Origin of the sequence: Eggerthella sp. BIOML-A4 (assembly GCF_009875575.1) — a bacterium.
GTDB classification, from domain to species: Bacteria; Actinomycetota; Coriobacteriia; order Coriobacteriales; family Eggerthellaceae; genus Eggerthella; species Eggerthella lenta.
Genome location: NZ_WWRX01000001.1, coordinates 172,317 through 190,573, shown reverse-complemented (window position 1 = coordinate 190,573; position 18,257 = coordinate 172,317). Strand labels below are relative to the sequence as shown.

General features: G+C 61.0%; 18 protein-coding genes and 1 tRNA gene. 3 read left to right on the top strand and 16 right to left on the bottom strand.

The annotated features are described in order from the left end of the window. Window positions 1-397 precede the first annotated feature (397 nt). The 9 genes from GT613_RS00855 to GT613_RS00815 form a co-directional block, all read right to left on the bottom strand. Window positions 398-1,723 (bottom strand): FtsX-like permease family protein, encoded by a 1,326-nt coding sequence (locus GT613_RS00855; protein ID WP_009306707.1) that lies wholly within the window; start codon window positions 1,721-1,723, stop codon window positions 398-400. After that, complete coding sequence (locus GT613_RS00850) at window positions 1,720-2,463, bottom strand: ABC transporter ATP-binding protein (protein WP_009306708.1); 744 nt, start codon at window positions 2,461-2,463, stop codon at window positions 1,720-1,722. The genes GT613_RS00855 and GT613_RS00850 overlap by 4 nt, the downstream gene beginning before the upstream one ends. Window positions 2,464-2,623: 160 nt before the next feature. Continuing rightward, window positions 2,624-3,493, bottom strand: coding sequence for a hypothetical protein (locus tag GT613_RS00845; protein ID WP_009306709.1), 870 nt, complete (start codon window positions 3,491-3,493; stop codon window positions 2,624-2,626). A 509-nt stretch (window positions 3,494-4,002) separates the two neighbouring features. Beyond that, window positions 4,003-5,535: an ATP-binding protein gene (locus GT613_RS00840; protein WP_009306710.1), complete on the bottom strand. Its 1,533-nt coding sequence runs from the start codon at window positions 5,533-5,535 to the stop codon at window positions 4,003-4,005. A gap of 279 nt (window positions 5,536-5,814) precedes the next feature. Further along, window positions 5,815-6,486 (bottom strand): DUF3800 domain-containing protein, encoded by a 672-nt coding sequence (locus tag GT613_RS00835; RefSeq protein WP_009609458.1) that lies wholly within the window; start codon window positions 6,484-6,486, stop codon window positions 5,815-5,817. Between the two features lie 347 nt (window positions 6,487-6,833). Then, window positions 6,834-6,909, bottom strand: a tRNA-Ala gene (locus tag GT613_RS00830). 101 nt (window positions 6,910-7,010) lie between these two features. Continuing rightward, window positions 7,011-7,259, bottom strand: coding sequence for a helix-turn-helix transcriptional regulator (locus GT613_RS00825; RefSeq protein WP_009306712.1), 249 nt, complete (start codon window positions 7,257-7,259; stop codon window positions 7,011-7,013). Window positions 7,260-7,270: 11 nt separating this feature from the next. Then, entirely contained in the window at window positions 7,271-7,816 is a 546-nt protein-coding gene (locus GT613_RS00820; RefSeq protein ID WP_035577753.1) for a hypothetical protein, read from the bottom strand. 205 nt (window positions 7,817-8,021) lie between these two features. Beyond that, on the bottom strand, window positions 8,022-9,269 hold the full coding sequence (locus GT613_RS00815) for a radical SAM/SPASM domain-containing protein (protein ID WP_009306713.1): 1,248 nt from the start codon (window positions 9,267-9,269) through the stop codon (window positions 8,022-8,024). A 440-nt stretch (window positions 9,270-9,709) separates the two neighbouring features. Between GT613_RS00815 and GT613_RS00810 the strand changes: the two genes are divergently transcribed. Beyond that, window positions 9,710-9,898: a hypothetical protein gene (locus GT613_RS00810; RefSeq protein ID WP_009306714.1), complete on the top strand. Its 189-nt coding sequence runs from the start codon at window positions 9,710-9,712 to the stop codon at window positions 9,896-9,898. A gap of 91 nt (window positions 9,899-9,989) precedes the next feature. Here the strand turns inward: GT613_RS00810 and GT613_RS00805 are convergent, their stop codons facing one another. Continuing rightward, a complete protein-coding gene (locus GT613_RS00805) occupies window positions 9,990-11,885 on the bottom strand; it encodes a flavocytochrome c (protein WP_009306715.1) in 1,896 nt (631 codons plus the stop codon). A 226-nt stretch (window positions 11,886-12,111) separates the two neighbouring features. Between GT613_RS00805 and GT613_RS00800 the strand changes: the two genes are divergently transcribed. Further along, entirely contained in the window at window positions 12,112-13,092 is a 981-nt protein-coding gene (locus GT613_RS00800; RefSeq protein ID WP_009306716.1) for an FAD:protein FMN transferase, read from the top strand. Here GT613_RS00800 and GT613_RS00795 read toward each other — a convergent pair. Together GT613_RS00795 and GT613_RS00790 are read right to left on the bottom strand one after the other, a co-directional pair. Further along, on the bottom strand, window positions 13,089-14,501 hold the full coding sequence (locus GT613_RS00795; RefSeq protein ID WP_009306717.1) for a helix-turn-helix transcriptional regulator: 1,413 nt from the start codon (window positions 14,499-14,501) through the stop codon (window positions 13,089-13,091). The genes GT613_RS00800 and GT613_RS00795 overlap by 4 nt on opposite strands. A gap of 152 nt (window positions 14,502-14,653) precedes the next feature. Beyond that, entirely contained in the window at window positions 14,654-14,998 is a 345-nt protein-coding gene (locus tag GT613_RS00790) for a Veg family protein (RefSeq protein WP_009306718.1), read from the bottom strand. A 244-nt stretch (window positions 14,999-15,242) separates the two neighbouring features. Here GT613_RS00790 and GT613_RS00785 point away from each other — a divergent pair, with 244 nt between their 5' ends. Then, entirely contained in the window at window positions 15,243-15,428 is a 186-nt protein-coding gene (locus GT613_RS00785; protein WP_009306719.1) for a hypothetical protein, read from the top strand. Between the two features lie 216 nt (window positions 15,429-15,644). Here the strand turns inward: GT613_RS00785 and GT613_RS00780 are convergent, their stop codons facing one another. Genes GT613_RS00780 through GT613_RS00765 form a run of 4 tightly spaced genes read right to left on the bottom strand, consistent with a single transcriptional unit; the run spans window position 15,645 to window position 18,257 of the window. After that, complete coding sequence (locus GT613_RS00780; RefSeq protein WP_147271000.1) at window positions 15,645-15,941, bottom strand: hypothetical protein; 297 nt, start codon at window positions 15,939-15,941, stop codon at window positions 15,645-15,647. Next, the gene (locus GT613_RS00775) at window positions 15,938-16,981 is read right to left on the bottom strand and encodes an rRNA adenine dimethyltransferase family protein (protein WP_009306720.1); all 1,044 of its coding nucleotides are present in this window, start codon (window positions 16,979-16,981) and stop codon (window positions 15,938-15,940) included. Before GT613_RS00775 ends, GT613_RS00780 begins: the two co-directional genes overlap by 4 nt. After that, on the bottom strand, window positions 16,981-17,598 hold the full coding sequence (locus tag GT613_RS00770; protein ID WP_161172466.1) for a flavodoxin family protein: 618 nt from the start codon (window positions 17,596-17,598) through the stop codon (window positions 16,981-16,983). Before GT613_RS00770 ends, GT613_RS00775 begins: the two co-directional genes overlap by 1 nt. 5 nt (window positions 17,599-17,603) lie before the next feature. Continuing rightward, window positions 17,604-18,257, bottom strand: a complete 654-nt coding sequence (locus tag GT613_RS00765) for a TatD family hydrolase (protein ID WP_161172465.1) — start codon at window positions 18,255-18,257, stop codon at window positions 17,604-17,606.

The window sequence follows — 18,257 nt, the reverse complement described above, 5'->3', positions numbered from 1 at the left end:
GATTCCCACCACCCCATTAGGGAAAAACCCTAGTTAACTATTCGCAGGTCAGAATGGTAAAGAAGCACCTGCGGCCACATTGGCGCGGCTTGCCAACTTCCCGCAGCAGCCGCCGACCCAAGCAGGCCGCAAGCCAGGAGGGGCTCGAACGGCCCGCTGCCGAAGCCGGATCAGCAGCGGGTCGCCTCCCGCATGGAAGAGATTTAACGCTATGCACGATTTTCTTTATCGCCTTTTTTGACGACCTGGGGTTTCTTTCATCGATCACAGCGGAAAGCGCCCGCAAATCATGCATAGCGTGCATTCTCTGCCACCCTGCCCCTTCCGCTGTTGCGCCGATTCCGTCGCGAGCCTGCCGAAGCGGCCGCCGAAGGCCAATCCTGAAACGTCCCGCGACTCACTCCCCCATCGCGAGGACGGTTGCAGGCTCTTTGCGAAGAGCGGCGAGCGTGGGCACGAGCGTCGCGGCGAGGACGAGGACGAAGCCCGCGAGCGAGACGGCCAAGCCCTCGCCGAAAGCCAGCCCGTCGAACAGCGGCATGCCCACGGCGCACGCGGTGACGGCGTTGGAGACGGCCACGGCCGCCATGCCCGCCAGCGTTGCCGTGACGGCATGGATGAAGGCCTCGCACGCGGCCGCGGCCAGCAGCGTGCGCGGCCGCGCGCCGCCGGCGATGAGCAGGGCCACGTCGCGGGTGCGCGATTTCGACGTCATGACCACGCTGACCGCCGCCCCGATGGCGCACAGGAGGACGGGGCCGCCCATCATGAGGATGGCAGCAGTCCAATCGAGGCCGGTGAAGGTCATGCCGTGCTGCCCTGAATAATCCGCCCATATGCTCATGACGGAGTAGATGCCCGCCACCAAGCCGAAGCCGACCATGATGGGCGTCTCGACCGAGGTGCTGGCGCTCAGGCCGAAACGAGCGGTGTGCCGCGCCACGTACCACGCATTCCAGCGCGACTGCGGAACGACGGACGTCCACGCCTTCAAAATCGCCGCGAACGCAAGCGGGCCGATGGCGGCGATTCCCGCCGTCGTCAAAATGGGCAGGTATAGCGACCAGTTCATGACCACCCCGGGTACGGAGCCGATCATGATGGCGGCAACCTGCCAAGCGCCGATTGCCAACCCTGCAAACAGCAGGACGCGCATCCACGTCATTCCCGCGCGCCTCGGTTTCGACTCGCGCAAGACAGCCAGGGGCGACGTCCTCCCCGCGCTGCGGGCGCCCTTCAGCCCTCCGCACAAGAACGTGCCCGCCACCGCGAGCCACACAAAAGGCATCGACGCTGCACCCACCCGAGGAACTGCCTGCGCGTACTCCACTCGCGCGCCGAATACCCACGGGAACAGAGGAGAGAACGTTATGGTCGTCAGCAATGTGCCGCACATGGCGCCCAGCACCGCAACAACTACCAACTGTACGAGCACCACCGCGCTCACGAGCCTTGGCTTCATGTTCGCCAACTGCCATAGAGCATAGGAGCGCCGTTGCGTGTCCACGGTAAGGTTGGCCGTCAACGCCAGCACGGCCACCGCCGCAACCGACGAGAACGCGATCACGACGGAACCGACGCTGCGCAAGACGTCGAACGTTTCAGCAGAAGCTTCGATCGACACCGCCCAACCGCCGATGTAGCCGCAGCCCACGGCCACGAGGAACGCGCCGATCCACGTGGCGGCGTGATCGCGCAGATCCGAGAACACTAAGCGCATCATGCCGGCACCTCCGCGTCTTCCAACGCTGCAAGGATCCGAGCGGGCGTCGAGCGCCCTAGCTCTTGAGCAACCCGTCCGTCCCGCAGCACCAGGATGCGATCCGCCATGGACGCGGCTTCCAAATCGTGCGTCACCATCACCACCGAACGTTTCGGATCGTCGGCGATGCGCCGCAGCATGCCCAGCACCGCGCGGCCGTTCTGGGAATCCAACGCGCCCGTGGGTTCGTCCGCGAAGATCACGTCCGCGCCGCCCGCAAGCGCTCGGGCGATGGCCACGCGCTGCTGCTCGCCGCCGGACAGGTCGCCTGGGCGGCTCTTTCCCCTGCCGTCGAGGCCTACGCTTTTCAGCACCGCGCTCGTCTGCGCCTTCGTGATCGGGCGACCCGCCAGGCGCGCGGGCAGCGAAACGTTCTCCCCCGCGCTCAGCGACGGGATGAGGTTGTACGATTGGAAGATGAAGCCCACGTGGTCGCGGCGCGTTCTGGACAGCGCGTTGCGGCCCGCATGCACCATCTGCGTGCCCATCATCTGGATGGAGCCCGAGTCGGCCGCCTCCAATCCGGACAGGCAGTACAGCAGCGTCGACTTCCCCGATCCGCTGGGCCCCACGATGCCCACCATCTCGCCGGACTCGACGCGTAAACTGACGCCGCGCAGCACGTCGGCGACCCGACGCTTGCTTCCGCGCCCGATGCTGAACGATTTCTTCACCTCACGTGCGACGATCGTCGTGCTCATATGCTCTCCTTTGAACCGATTTTGGGAATGGCGTGCCAGGGGCGAGCTTCGCCCTGGTCGAACCTGTTAGTTGCTAAAGGTGTGTCAGATGTGTCAAAGGGACGTGCGATTTGACACGCTTCGATGCGCAGCCTTTCCTTCGAAGAACCTCGCGTAACGCCTAACCGTCGCTTCGCGCGGAACGGAACGCCTTGATCGCAAGGCACGCGAGGCCGCCGACCGGCCATGCCAGCAGGAACAGCCTGCTCGCCGGCGTGAACATCAACACCAGGCCGACCGCCGTCGCCGCAAGCATAACGGCTGCGTAGGTGCCGCGTTCGCGCTTGGCACGGCGGGCGCGCTCGGCAAGGCCGTCGTCGCCCATAGCCTCGATCTGCTCCTCGCTCATGCCGCCGAGCGATACGCGGTTGTAGCGCGCCAGATTGCAGCGCGCCCCCAACAACGCGCTCCGCACGATAACGAACACGCCGACTGCAGCGAACGCCAAGAACGTCGCGCTTGCGAGCCACACGTCCGCTTGCAGCACGATAGTCGCGGCCAGCCCCGCCATGAGCAGGCCGATGCCCGCGACGAGCCCTGTCGACAGAGCGGTGCGCGCTTTGCTTTTCTGGTCGGCCGTGTAGAAGTCGTCGACGAAGGGGTGCGCCTTGCGGAATGCGCCGCGCGCGAACGATGCAGGGAGGATGAGCGCGAGACCGACGGCCACGCCGACGAACACGAGCGCGGATGCGAAGCTCCTCACTTCGGCTATCGGCATGAGCCTAGGATCCGACAGGATGAGGGCCAATGCCGCGCTCGCGAAGATGACGGCGATGCCCAGCGGAAGCTTCCACGCGAAAACGCGCATGGCTTGATCGTACCCGGTCACGTCCTGCTGGGACTTTCCCGGTGGAATGCTGGCGACCCCGTTGGCCGGACGGCCGGTCAAGTCGCCCGTCACCAGCTCGTCGAGCGTGCATTCGAACAAAGCGCACATTTTCAGCAGCTTGTCCATCTCGGGATACGCGCGCTCGGCCTCCCATTTCGACACCGATTACCGGCTGACGCCCAACAGCATGGCAAGCTGCTCCTGCGTCATGTTGCGCGTAGCGCGCAAGTGCTGCATGTTGTCGCGAAAGCTCATAGGTCCATCCTTCATTCGTGCGGTCGATGCCCCCATGATGCGGGCGCCTCAGCCCGCACTCAACCAACTTCTGGCTTCTTTTTCGCGGACAGCGTGACAACTTCCGGTATCGAATCGCAGGTCAGAGAGAAGTATAGCGCAACATGAAAATCGGGGACTATCAGCCTTCTCGATCAAGGTTCGGAGGTAGAGATGAGAAGATTAGAACCCACGACCCTCCCATTGCAAGTGCAACGCCCTACCCAACCGTGCCAAGCGGTTCATATCAGTTGTGATCGTATACGTACCACTTGGGCTCCCAGCTCATCCGTAAACGATCACAATTGATTTAGAAGATAAAATGGTGATGTGTCCGTCGTATGTCTTGCGTCCAAGAAAACACGAGATATGCTGAGCGTTAAGCAAATCATGAATAACTATTCGTCAACCGCCGCAGGGTTCATCGCAATGCTAAGCAATTCTTCGAAAAGGGGCGGGTTGTCATATACCAGAATCGCCAACCGCTCCCTTGTTCTAGTAAGGCCCTGAAAAAGCATTTTGGGAAGGATATATTCTCTATACGGATGAGCGTATGACTTTAGCTTTCCATTTTCAAAGAAGAAGTTCTTATCCATAGGTATTATTACCCTATCGAATTCTTGCCCGATGACATCATGAGTACTGTATCCTTCTGAAATGTGAACCCAAATATCAGAATTCCATTTTTTGTACTGTGAAGGCGTGTAATAGATATATTGATATCCGTTGGCTTTGTAGCTTTCAATAATTTTTCCCGCTTCGAGGATCTCGCCCGCATACAATACTTCGATGTTCTCGAAACGTATTTGGTTGCTTTCAGATTTTAGCGAGAACAAACGTCTCACAAAAGCTGCTATCTCCTTGTTTGTTCTAATCTTTTTTGACAGTTCCTTGCAAATTGCGTTTGGCATAGTCTCGATAATCTTGCTAGAAATCTCATTACGGATTTCCGAAGCTTGCATTGTCTGATTTGAGTCAAGAAAGAAGAAGCAAGGCAATTCGGTCTCTTTTATCCTTCTTACAACCTCATTGAATTGGTGAAGCCGTAGGCGATGACATTCATCAATGAATATCGCTCCGTAGTCTTCTAGCGCGATTTTCTCGCAACCTTTTGCAGGAACTACCGAAAATGAACTCTGCGAAGAATTAAGCAAGCGATGCCCTTCGCTAAGTTGGCCGCAATGAATGACGCACGACGGCAACTCTCCTACAAGCGATTTTGCTAAATCGTATAGAAGCAAGGTTTTACCGGTTCCTGCCGTTCCAGTGATTTTGTATGCCGCCCCTCGTAAAGCCCCTTCAGAATTTTTCCGGAGAATTTCATTTTTAATCTCTTGCTGCTGCTGGGTCAGAAAATATCCTCCCGACATAAAGCGGGAAACGTCGTTAACTGGCGAAACAAGATATTTCTTTTCGCGGAATATCTCATCGTAGTCTCCAGAAAACCTATCTCTAGCAAGAAGCAAGGTTTCTATCAATACATCCATTTCACAGGAAACTATTGACCCATTCGAATATTTCTCTAAATCTCCACTCTCGGCCGTAAAAGTAAATAACTCTATCTTCTTGCCCTCTATAAAACTAAGGTAATAATTGTTTCTTGCTAGCTGAGCACACTTTTTATCATCGCTCACTCTTTTGGACTTAAGCTCGATGTTAACAATACTGTCACTCGAGATCATTAAGAGATCGAACTCTTTTCCTATGTGCGGTATCGAATAGGAGAACACAAAACCATCCAGCAGCCCAATCGAAAAACGCGGATGCTCGGAGATAAGCGAAACGAATGCATCGAGCGAAGCTATTTCGTGATCCGAAAACTCCACTATCTCCTCTCGTTTTGAGAGCAGTCGCTCAAAACGAGAGAAAGTTGAGGGCATACATTTATTGTTCGGCCTGGTAAGGATGTATAAATTTGCCGGTAATTGCATAGCGCCCCTTGCGATATAAGCTCCATAAATCACCTAACCACTTTACCTATATCGAATCGAAGCGACAACACCTTAGCCAACAAAGTAAAGCCACGTTTCGCTCTGCAAGCTACCAAAGAAACCGGAGTCGAAGTCGGTGGTCTCAACCCCACCTAGGTCTCCACAGTGGAAAAGGATCCGAGTCTTCGACTGCAGCATCGCGAATGCACCATCTCGCCAAGAGGCACGCACGTGATCGCAATCGTTATGCATTTAAAATAGCGATGCATCCTTTGACGGCTATCGAAATCTTATTTTTTCGAGCTTGTCTAAATAATTCTTCTTAAGCTTTCTTGTGCTTTCAAAAAATATTTCTTCTGAATGGGAAAGACCGCGTCGATCAGCTTTGATCCTAACGAGTTCGAGCGTGCAGAGGAGGTCTGCCGACTGGAAAAGACGATAGTCGGAAGGAACTACCTTGCGGTAGTCGACCTCGAAGAACACCGATCCGCATACCGTCCCTACGAGCTCGGTTATAGGCGATTGACCGTTGTCGTAGTAGACGGTCACCTTGTCGAAGCTAAGGAAGTAAGCCATGTTGTCGCGGAAGAAACCTGCAAGCTCTCTTGCGAGTCGTGCTTTCAACCTAATCCTATCGGGGCATTCTTTCTTCCGAACGGAAATCGTTATGTAAGATACTCCGGTTCGACGCGTAAAAGCATACAGTCGGCTCAAAGCAGCTCTTCTTGTGGACAAGGGAACACTGCGATACTCGTCTTCCTTGCGGACGATAGGCCCGGCATGAAGTGCGCGATCCGAAGGCAATCCTAGTTCCTGTACACGATGAGCTAACGCTTGGATCTCGGCATCAATGCAATTCGACTGGTCGTGAAATACAAGGGTCAGCAAATAGTTCTCGGAATTACTTCCGAAGTCGCCCGATTCGTCAATGAAAATGCTCAGCTCGGACACGAAACCCCTTAGGAATAGAAATGGCGGGGGACTTCCCCCGCCGCTGGGTGGACCCGGGCCTTTCAGCCAGTCCAACTAGTATACATTTTATCAAAACCAGAGCGCTCCAACAAGCTGTGTAAGGAGGCATGCCGATTCCGTCAGCCTACCTTCACAATTCGATTATCCGCAATCGCCACGCCCCAATGGGCTAATAGAGTTGCCGGGGGACATCCCCCGGCACTTGGAAGCCCCATAAGATGCGACCAAACAGTTTATAGCATGCAGAATCGAAATGAGCAACTTCACGGAGCACCGAATATGCAAATCGGGGCGAAGCCGTTGGCCTCGCCCCGATCAGATTTCCGTGGTGGAGATGATGGGATTCGAACCCACGACCCCCACGTTGCGAACGTGATGCTCTCCCAGCTGAGCTACATCCCCACGGGTAGTGCGCTTATCGCGCGGGGCAATATTCTGCCTGTCTTGGAGGCATTTGTCAAATGGCAATTGCAGACGATCTGCAAAATGCACACGAACGGGGCCTACAGCTCGGCATTCTCGTCGATGAACATGGCGTTCGCCTCGTCAGCGGAAACGTGTTTGAGGATATCTCCCGGCTGGCATTTGAGCACCTCGCACAACATGTCGAGCGTGCTGAAGCGAACCGCCCTGACTTTGCCGGTCTTGATGCGCGAGAGATTGACGTTGGTGATTCCCACCTTGTCAGCAAGCTCGTTCAGCGAGATATGCCGATCCGCCATGACCTCGTCGAGATGAAGAACGATTGGCATCGAATACGCACCTATATCGTATCGTCCGAAAGTTCTTGCAAAAGGACGCCATACTGGAACACAAAAGAGAATGCAAACGCAACGGATGCTCCGATAATTGGCGCTAAGTTAATAGGTATGATCTCATTGCCGCCGGTAGACACGTATCCAGAATTTAATCCTGCATATTGGACTAATCCAATATGCCCAGAAATGACAACATCGACAATGGCATAAATAGCTAAGAGACCTGCGATCAGCCGAAGTCTTTTCACTTGCTTCATTACAAAAGGAGATTGACCTTTCACCGCATCAACGAATATGCCAATAAACACAACAAAGATTAGCGCTACCGCAAAACCATGTACGAAGTACAACGCGATTCGAGGAACGCTCACACCCTCAGCAGCTCCCAATTCGCTAGGATTAATTAGCGAATAAATCATTAATAGAACGGTTGAAAGCCAACAAACACAGAAGACTACAAAAATGATTTTGACAATGATCCCTATCAACCGACATACCTTATGCACCTTTGCAAGCGAGTGTTCCGTTTCGACCTTGTCCTCACATTGCATATATCCTCCTCGAAAATCTCTTTGAATAGAGAATCATAGCATTAGGGTATTCGGATATCGAAATAGCAAAAGGATCCCGTTTCAAGAAAGAGACCCTTTTCGATAATCGAAAGCATTCTAAAAACCAGGAGCAATGCAGATGCCCCCAAAGCCAAGAACAGGACAGTTTGCATACGTATCCACTTCGCTATAGAACAGCATTCTTTCACCTCCTTTGTTGTAGCGATTCTGACATGGCTTTTCCCAGGACGTCGTAGAATTCCTGGGTCATCAGGCAGTAGGAGTCCTTCGACTCCAGGTTGCCCGATTCGAACAGCGAGCGGGCTCGGCAGCCTCCCCCGCAGATTCGCAGATACCGGCACGCTCCGCAGTCCTCGAACTTTTCGGCGTCGAGGGTTTGGAACGTGCGAGACACATCCGTCTGCAGCGCGTCGAGCACGGCGCCCGTGAACGCGTTGCCCATGGCAAGCTCCGGGCGATGCAGCATGTGGCACGGGTAGATGGTGCCGTCGGCGTCCACGCTGAGCGACTTGCAGCCGGCGCCGCAGTTGCGCTTCACCGTGAGGTTCACTCCTACAGGCGCATCCATCGCGGGAAGGGGCTTGCCGTTGTCAAGCGTCAGCAGCGCGCGACCCAGCATGCGCAGCTCGTCCGCGCCGGGCAGCAGGCCTCCCAACACCTCGTCGTCAGGCTCGCAGGTGAGCAGGCTGAAGTTCAGCGACGCGCCCAAATCGCGCGACAGCTGCACGTACGAGGCCAGGTCGTCCACGTTCTTCGCATGCACCGTGGGAATGATGTGCGCCGGGATGCCCGCACGCTGCACCATGCGCACGGCTTCCACCAGCTCGTCGAAGCGCTGCTCGCTCCTGATGTACGCCGGCGCAGCAGCCGAACAGCCGTCGAACGACACCGACACGCAATCGACGTTCGGCGCCAGCCGCTCAAGCGCTTCCTCGGTCATGCGCGTGCCGTTCGACAGCACGGTGACCGACGCGATGCCGCAGGCGCGCTTCGCATGCTCCACGATGTCGGGAAGATCCTCGCGCAATAACGGCTCGCCGCCCGAGATGATCAGCTGCGACAATCCGGCGGCGGCAAGCCCTTCCACCGCGCGCTTCATGTCGGCCAAAGGCGCGTCGGCCAGACGGTTGCGATGCTCGTCCAGCGAGTAGCAGCCCGCACATGCGAGGTTGCAGCGCTGCGTGACGTGCAGGTACGCCGAAAGCACGCGCGGCTCGGCAACGACCCGCTGGAAGAAGCCGCCGCGCGCAAGATGTTCCAGCAACGCCGGATCCACCGCGGTCACATCGTCCTCGGGAACATCCTCCTCGAGCATGCGCGCGCAAACCGCAGCGCCCTGCTCGGTCAAACCGATCGCATATCCGGTACCGAGGCAGCCCACCATCGGGATTCCCGCGAAGTCGAACAGAACTACCTCTTCGGTAAACCTCATACACCCAGCCCCTCGTCGTACGATCGATGCATCCCGGACAAACATGGCGCAAAACCGTCTCTCCACGCTTACAAAAGCATACTAGCATTCAATGAAACCTTGCTGCTAGGGGGCTTCTGAAATACCGGTGCGACAAGTTGCGTAATCCGATGATTACAATTAGGAATTTTGCAGTCCATCTGGGCATTCAGTCGGAACAAAACGGCGAAGCCACCATCACAGATTTAATGTTTTATGATAAATTGTCTGACGTTAAGATTACTGCAGAGCCACGATCATCGGAAAAGAGCCGCCGTCATGAATATCAGCCGATCGGAGCATATCGTGACCGCCGGACGCAATGGAAGCCTCTCATGCCATTGCGCGCATAAACGCGATCTTCAACGATCGCACTAGATGATACCACGAGCGAACCACCGGACTTGAAAGGGATGACGCTGATGAACACTCCCGCAGATCGTGAACTGAACAAGCGCCTCATCGACATCTCCAAAGCTTTGACTACGCTTCTTTGCGGAACCTCTACCGTAGACGATTCCGCCTACATCCGCGACGAGGCGCTTCGCGCCGTTGCGGAGCAATCGGAGCTGGCTCGGCTGAAGCTCTCGCGCGCCGCCTCGGGAAAGTAGCGCCGAACGGGAGAAGGCCGACGCCCTTGCACGGACGCCGACCTTCTTGACCGCAGACGCGAAACGCAGGGCGTAGTCGAAACGCCGCCGCTTAGGCGTTCGCCACCGCCGAGGCTCCGGCGATGCGGCCGAACACGATGAGGTCGGTGAACGAGTTGCCGCCCAGACGGTTGCCGCCCTGGACGCCGCCGGTGACTTCGCCGCACGCGAACAGGTTGGGGATGGGTTCGCCCGCCTCGGTGCACACCTGCGCGTCGGTGGTGATGCACAAGCCGCCCATGGTGTAGTGGATGGTGGGGATGCGCTTGGAGGCGTAATACGCGGGATCGGACAGCTCGGTGCCCAGCAGCTCCTTGCCTGGGGCGATCTGCGTGTCGACGCCGGCCTTCACGCAGGCGTTGTAGCCCTCCACCGTCTCGGCCAGCGCATCAGCCGGGACGCCGATCTGGTTCGCCAGATCTTCGATGTCGTCGGCCTTGAAGCTGTGGCCCTTCTCCACCAGCTCGGCGATCTGGTCGGCGCGGTCGGCCGCGATGTCGGTGGAGTCCACGAGCAGCCACATCTCGTCGTTGGGCTGTTCCAGAATGGCGTCGGCGATGGTGTCGCGGCGCTCGTCCTCGCGAATGAAGCGCTTGCCCTCGTCGTTGACCATCACGTAGTCCTCGACGCCCAGCCAGTTGCCCACGAACGTGGCCACGCCGCCGTTCTGGGGATCGCCCAGCGGGTGGATCTGCACCAGCTCCATGTTGCGCAGGCCCGCGCCCACGCCTTCGCCCAATCCCAAGCCGTCGCCGGTAGACGAGCACACATTCGACGAGGGCATGTCCTTCGTCACGCGCTTGTCGTACTCCATGGCCAGCTCGGCGTTGCGGGAGTAGCCGCCCGTGGCCAGCACCACGGACTTCGCGCGCACGGCAACGGAAGCACCGCTCGAAGGACGGGTTCCGGCGACGCCCGTCACCTTGCCGTCCTCCTCGACAAGCTGTTCGACCTTCGCGTCGGTGTACAGCGTGACCTTGCCGGTCTTGTCGGCGCTGTCCTTCAGGCACGACACGTAGTAGCTGCCGCCCTGCTCGCCCTTCTTCTCCACCTCGACGGCGTGACCGCGCTGCCATAGGCCGCCGATGGCCGTGAACGGTTCCTTCTCGTACACCAGGCCGTGGTCCTCCATCCAGTGCACAGCGTCCAGCGCGTTGTCGGCCAGGATGCGCACGAGCGCAGGATCGCCCAGCTCGTCGCCGCCTTCGAACGTCTGCTGGTAGAACAGGTCGGGAGAGTCCTCGATGCCGAGGGGCTGCTGACGCTCGGGGTCGGGCGCGTTGAGCGTGCCCTCGCCGGCGTTCGTGTTGCCGCCGTAGATGTCCATCTTCTCCAGCATGACCACCGTCTTGCCGGCCTCCGCCGCGGTGACGGCCGCCGCGAACGCCGCGCCGCCGGAACCCACGACGCACACGTCGCAGTCCTCGTCGATGGCGGCCGCGGGCTCGATGCCCGTGTCGGCCTTCTTGAGGGCCTTCACGTCGCCGCCCGCCTGGTCGACGCACTCGGCTACGGCCGTGGCGAAGGCCATGGACGACAGCGAAGCGCCCGTGACGGTGTCGAAGTTGAGGCTTTGCGACTGGAGATACTTGTCCTTGAGGATATCGATGGCAGCGTCGCCGATGTTGCGGCTTTCCTCGTGCTCGACATCGATGGCGTCGATGGCGTCGTCGGTGAACGTGACCTTCACGTTGACGGCGCCGTTGCGGCCCTCGGCGCTGGCCTCGTACGTGCCCGCCTTGTAAGCCTGAGCGCCCGCGTTGCCGTTCGCGTCGGCCTTCGGCGAGCATCCGGCCAGGCCGAGCATGGCCAGCGCCATGGTAGCGGCGCTGCCGCAGATGAACTGGCGACGGTTCATCTGCAGGCGCGCGCGCACGTTCGCCTCGATGCGACTCATGGCTTCTTCCATACGCTGGCGGGCGGCGATTTCGTTCGGGTTCTGGATCATGGCTCCTCCTTGGTTGTGTCTGCTTCCCTCACCGTCGCGGCGCGACCCTTCGCTGAGCCGCTGCCGGATCGCGATCGGCTGACGAGCGGGAAGATCAGGGAGGGAATGCCCGCCGGTCGATCGCGATGGGTTCATGATGCGGCGCAAACGGGTGGCGCAACAGTACACGGACGGGGTGTTTTCGCAGGTTGTGCCATGACACGAACCGGGTGATATACTGTGCGGCATGGAATATCGCGACGCATACGACCCCATCCCGCTGGAAGACGTGCACGAAACGCACGGGCCCAACGACGCGGGCATGATGACGCACCAGTTCTACGCGTTCAACACGATCATCATCCTGCAAGCCTACGCCGATGCCGCGCAGTGCGCCCCCGCGTTCGACGCGGCCCGCGGCGCGAGTCGCGCGTTCGAGCGGCGGCTTTCGCGCACGCTGCCGCACTCCGACATCTCGCGGCTGAACGCGGCTGCAGGCAAGCGCGTGGCCGTCCACGACGACACGGCCGAGCTGCTGCGCGCGGCCATCGGGTACTGCGCCGACAGCGAGGGCCTGTTCGACGTCACCGTGGGCTCGGCGGTGCGGCTGTGGAACTTCCACGAGGGCACGGTGCCCGAGCGCGCCGACGTGGAGCGCGCGCTGGCGCACGTGGATTGGCGCGCGCTGCGCGTAAGCGAGGCCGGAGAGGCCGGCGGGTCCTGGGCGCAGCTGGCCGACCCGCAGGCGGCCGTGGATGTGGGCGGCATCGCGAAGGGATGGATCGCCGACCGGCTTTCCGCGCTGCTGGCCGAGCACGGGTTGGACTCGTTCGTGGTGAACCTGGGCGGCAACGTGATGGCGCACGGGCAGAAGCCGGACGGCAGCCCATGGCGCGTAGGATTGCAGGATCCACGCGACAAGAGCTCCATCGTGGGCGCTGTGACCGTGCGCGACGCCTCGGCCGTGACCAGCGGCGTGTACGAGCGCTGCTTCGAGCGAGATGGCGTGTTCTACCACCACATCCTCGACCCGAAGACGGGCTTCCCCGTCGAGACGGACGCCGCGGGAGCCACCGTGGTGGCGCGCCATTCGATCGATGCGGAGGGCTACTCGACCACCCTGCTGGCGTTGGGGATCGAACGCGGCATCGCGTTCGCCCGCGAGCGCGATGCGATCCTAGGCGCGTATTTCGTGGACAGGGACGGCAAGGTGGCAGGGATCGCCTAGCCCCGCGCGATCAGGTCCAGGATATCCTGCTTCGAATGGACGTCGAGCTTGGCGTAGATGTGCTTCGAGTGGGAGCGCACGGTGTTCTCGCTGATGAACAGGCTTTCTGCAATGTAGCTTTTCGAGCGACCCTTGCACAACAGCTGCAGCACCTCCACTTCGCGCGCGGTGAGGCCCCGCTGGGACCCCAAGCGCTCGCAGCCCTCGTCGATGCTCGCGAACATCGAACGTTCGGGCGCGGGGCCCTCCAAATCGGCGAAGATGCGGCGCTGCGAGAAGTTCGCCTCGTTGAGCGCGAACACCGCGGCGATGGTCAGCAGGTAGGCCAACGCCAGCAGCACCGCAGATCCCGCGCCGTGCAGCCCTTCCGCTTTGCCCGCCAGCTCGCCCAACGCGAACGGCAGCGAGTAGGCGATCCAGCCCGAGCCGAAGATGACGTAAGGCGACGTGCGCGAATGATGCGCCACGTCGGCCAGCATCGTCCAGAACAGCATGACCACGAGCGTCTGCGCGATGGAGATGAGCACGAGCGCCCAGCCCGCCCATGCCGAGCCGATGACGGGCAGGAAGAACAGCCCCGTGGCCGTGAACAGCAGGATCGCGCGCCACAGGCTGGAAAAGCGCAGCAGGCCGCCCTTCGCGAACACCCACCACAGCACGCACAGCGCCACCGCGATCTCGGCCCCGTGGTGCGCGGACGTCATCATCCAGAACGGCGTGTAGTCGGCCTGGATGGGCATGCCCTGGATCACGCCGATGATCAGGCTGTACGCCGCTACGCCGAACAGGATCTTCCACGGGATGGACGTGGGGTTCTGGTCGTAGAACATCCGCGGCTCGCGCTGTGTCGACGGCTGCCTGCGTTGCGCGCGGCGCGCCAGCGCGGCCGAGACGAACGGCAGCGCCATGAGCACGACGGCCGCCGGAACGGGCGGCAGCAGATCGATGGGCACCTTGAGCGCGGAGCCCACGGCCATGGCGCAGAAGATGCACGCGATGGCCTCGCGAACGTCGAGCTTCGCGTAGAACGGCGCCCATTGCAAGTACAACCATGCCACGCCGATGCCCGCCGCCACCGCGGCCGCCGTGGCGCTGGCGGCCCCCGTCAGGGGCAACGGCACCACCAGCAGCAGGGTCGCAGCCGCCTGCAACGCGGCCAGCGGCCAATCCAGCTTGGGCGCCACGCGCTGCGCCTTGCCCTTCCAGGCCAGCAGCATCACCGCCAGCATGAACGCCGACAGCGCGATGTACAGCGGGATGCCGATAACCACGCCGCCGAAGTCGAGCCCCGCGCGGTGCGCCACGCAGTATATCCAAACATGCGGTGCGCAGATGCCCAGGTACGACACGTCGAAATGCCGCAGCACGTACGGCAAGCGCACGCCTTCCTTTGCCCGATCTTGCGCCACGGCCCCTCCTCTTGCGTCGATCCCCGACTCGCTTTCCACCCCGCTATTCTATACGCTGACCTCGCTGCACGACAGAAGAAACAAGGCCGGAAACGCAAAACGGGTGCCGCGCTTGCGACACCCGTCGGTTTGCCGAAACCAGCCCTGAGCCGTTAGGACAGGACCTTCTCCTCTTCCTGCTCGTCCATAAGATCCGCGGCGGGCGCACCGTCGGCCGACTCGGGCACGAAGGGCTCGAACAGCGGCTCGCCGTTCTGGGACAGCTCCACCATGCCCGTCAGCACGTCGACGTACTGGTAGGACTGGCGGGAGGTGCGGCCGCGCTTGCGATCCACCTCGAGGATGAACAGCTGCGGGTGCACCTGCATGAGAACGCCTTCGCTCTCGACGATTTTCGACCGACCCATATTGGCCCGAACTTTCAGGCGTTGACCTACGAAGTCGTGTAACGTATCATGAATGGAGTCGACGATTTTGGCTTGTTTCGCTAAATCCATGCTCACTCTTTCTCGCGTATGCCAGTGTGCAGAAATGACAGCCTCAAATTATACCACCTGAGTCAATACTCTACAGAATCTGCACGGATTGTCCCCAAGTCCATAACAATTCAAACCTCGCGCCTCGTCACGTGAAACCCCCGTGGAAGCGGGTGCCGTGCGAGCGCTGCCGTCCGCGGAGGCTTCGAGCTCCTCACGGACGCACATGCTAGAATGGCCGCGAACATAGTGCGAAAGGATCCACGTGAGCTCGAAGAAAGACAAGAAAGACAAGAAGAAGAAACCGGACAAGAAGAAGGCGGAAGCGAAAAAGACGGCATCGGTGCTCGACGGACGCGTGTGCCCCTGCTGCAAGAAGCACTGCCCGCTTGCGAAGCCCAAGTGCAGCAAAGGCAAGGCCGTGCGCGCCAAAGCGCTGAAGGACGCCTAGCCCGCGACCGAGACTCGCGAAGGCGCACCGCCCCGTTCGGTCCACGGGTGCACCGATTCGCACGGTTCCGCTGTTAAACCAATATTGACATAGCCGAGCCGGGCCGTCCGCGAGGACTCGCCGGCGGCCCGGAAGCCCTCTTCGGCCGTCGGCCGGGCGCCCGTCCCGCTCGATCGCCGGCTCCCCGACGGAGGAGGCGGCGCACGGCGGCGCATGTCAATATTGGTTTAACAGCGGACGCACGGCGATGTGCAGCAAAATCGAGGTTTTGGCAGTCGGAACCTCATTCGGCCGTCGCGGGAAGCTCTTTTGCGGGCAGCGCGACGAAGAAACCCCAGGTCGCGTTTCGCTCGATGCGCCGGCGAGGTGGCTCGCGCTGCCAAAACCTCGTTTTTGCTGCACATCGCCCACGGATTTACGACGCGAGGGGGGGGGCGCAAGCTGCTCGGCGGCAAGCGGCTCGGCGGCAAGCCCCTCGGCAGACGAGCCCTCTTCAGCGACCGAACCGTTCAAGCGATCTGCTGGAAGGCGCAGCCGAGGCGGACGAACTCGGGGAGGTCGAGGGTCTCGCCGCGGAGGCGGGGATCGATGCCGGCGCGCTCGAACAACTGCGGGAGCCGGGCGATGACGGCGGCCCCTTGCGGGCCTCGTCCGGCGAAGTAGGTTTTGCAGGAGTTCGACAGCGTTTTGCGGCGCGTGGCGAACGCGGCCTCGGCCATGGTGCAGGCGGCGGCGATCGCATCGGCATCGAGCGGCACGCCTTGGTCGTCGAAGACCGGGCGGCGGTTCAGGCGCAGCACGGCGCTCTCCACCCGCGGCGGCGGGAAGAAGTTGCCCGGCCCTACGGCGAAGCGCCCGGCCGGCTCGGCGTACAGGCGCAGCTTCACCGTGTAGGCGCCGTAGTTCTTCGTGCCCGGGCTGGCGGCCATGCGGTCGGCCACTTCCTTCTGCACCATGACGGTGGCGCTTTCCAGCGACGCGAACTGCTCGAAGTAGTCGAGCACCACGGTGGCGGCCACGGCGTAGGGCAGGTTCGCCACCAGCTTGTTGGGTAAAAGCCTCATGGGTCCAGCTACGTCAGCGAGGGTTTCCGTGGTGCCCGAGATCGTGGGGAGGGCGAAGGCGCTGCGTACTTCGGTACGCGAGCCTTCAGCCTCGCCGCGAGATCGGGCACCACGGGAAGCCGCAGCGTCGAGTGGTTCCGCTGATTGGAAATCAGCGGAACATAAATCAAGCGCGTCTTTGTTGAGCAGGGCGAATCGGTCGGACCAGGGAGCCAGCGTCTCGACCAGCACGGCGGGTAGGTCGGGGTCGCGCTCCACCGACAGCACGCGCCCTGCACTCTTGAGCAGCGCGATGGTGAGCGTGCCTATGCCGGGCCCCACCTCCAGCACGTAGTCGTCGGGCGCAAGATCGGCCAAGGCGACGATCTTCTGCAAGATGGCGTCGTTGATAAGGAAGTTCTGGCCGAGCGAGTACTTGGTCGAAAGCCCGTGCGCTTCCAGGACGGCACGCGTCTCGGACACGCTGGCCAGCGGCGACAGCTTCGTCATCAGACCTGCCCCACCGCGCGTGGAAACGTGCCTTCGGGACCCGTGCACGTGTAGGCCGACGCCGGATGCACGCGGCCGCCCTCCAGCACGTCGGAACCCGAAGGGAGCGCGCCGTCCGCGCTGACGAGGCCCACCCAGTCGTGCACGGATTCCAGCGCGAAGCCCGCCACGGCCAACGCCGAGCGCGCCTCGCCCACAAGCGGGCCGAACCCGTGCGGGTCGCCCCCCTCGCCCACCACGTACAGGCTTGCCGGTCGCTTCGGCTTGGCGCGCCAGTTGGCGTAGAAGTACGGCTGCAGGCGGTCGAGGAACGCCTTGAGCTGGGACGGCGCGCCCGCGAAGTACACCGGCGACACCAGCGTCAGCTGATCGCAAGCGTTCAGCATCTCGCGCACGCGCAGCATGTCGTCCGAGATGATGCAGTACAGCTCGTTGCGCCCCAAGGTGTCCGCACACGTCTCGCACCCCGTGCACGGGGAGATGCGCACGTCCGCCAACGAAACAAGCTGCACATCGTCGTCGGCGCAGGATTCCTCGAAAGCGAAGCGCACGGCCTCCGCGACGCCCGCGCTGCGCCCTCGCGCCCGAGGGGAACCGCTGATGATGAGTCGCTTCATAAGCGTCACGCTCCTTTGTTCTTCTGCCAAGCGGTGGCCGGGCGATCCAGCAGTTCGCGCGCATTGTCCATAAGTCGGGCGAGGAACTCCTCGCGCTGGGCCCCAGGCGCCCGCCCGCAGGCCTCGGCCAGCCGCTCCGCCGTGAACAGCACGTGATCGGGCAGGCAGGTCATGCCGCGCATAGGTTCGGGCGTCATGTACGGCGCATCCGTCTCGGTGAGCAGACGATCCGCCGGCACGCGGGCTGCGGCCTCGCGCGTGTCGTCGGCGTTCTTGAAGGTGAGCGCGCCGCCGAACGCCACGTAGCATCCGGCTGCCACCCACGGTTCCAGCGTGGCCCAGTCCAGATTGAAGCAGTGCAGCAGCGTGCCCGCCTCGGGGAAGCCCTCTTCGCGCATGATGGCAAGCGCCTCGTCATGCGCCTCGCGCAGGTGCAGCGCCACGGGCAATCCCGCCTCCTTCGCCAAGCGGAGCTGGCGACGGAAGGCCTCGCGCTGATCGTCGCGCGGCGAGAAGTCGTAGTGGTAGTCCAAGCCGATCTCGCCGAGCGCGGCCACGCGCGGGTCCTTGAGCATACGGCGCAAATCGGCCTCCAAGCCGTCGTCGTAGTACTTCGCGTTATGCGGGTGGCACCCGACGGCGATCCGAACCCGCGGCAC